Origin of the sequence: Snodgrassella sp. CFCC 13594 (assembly GCF_001590725.1) — a bacterium.
In the GTDB taxonomy this organism is placed as follows: domain Bacteria; phylum Pseudomonadota; class Gammaproteobacteria; order Burkholderiales; family Neisseriaceae; genus Snodgrassella.
On the sequence record NZ_LQXR01000096.1, the window covers coordinates 1 to 423 of the forward strand.

General features: G+C 46.8%; 1 protein-coding gene. It reads right to left on the bottom strand.

The window, feature by feature from the left end; translation table 11 throughout:
* Window positions 1–423, bottom strand: a 423-nt coding sequence (locus tag A2F46_RS11880; RefSeq protein ID WP_197457679.1) for a terminase TerL endonuclease subunit, incomplete at both ends; no start/stop codon positions are given.

Genomic DNA, 423 nt, shown 5'->3' on the forward strand with positions numbered 1-423 from the left:
CCAATGGGTCAATACGCCCATGGCTGTGTTTCTTGGTAAAACGGCGGTTTAATGTATGGTCTGTCTCCACCCGTGCATTGGCTACACTCATATTCAGCAAGGGATTGTTATCGTGTTGAAATGTACCAGTCAAAATCATCTCTTCCAATGCGGATATGGCTTTAGTCATGCTCATATAGCCCTGCCCCCACTCAACCAATGGAATATTGCGGATGCCTTGTGCTTCCAATTCCTTTTCCAAAAAAGCCATCATGTTGCGGTCATACCCAATTGCTTTGATGGTGTAGCGTTGGTTGTAGTAGCCCAGACGTTTTGCCACCGCTGCATAGTCAATAATCTTGCCTGTAAATGCCATCAGCCAGCCTTGTTTCGCCCATGTGCCATAAGGGGCTTTATCTGTCTTTTCACGCTCGCTCATGGTTG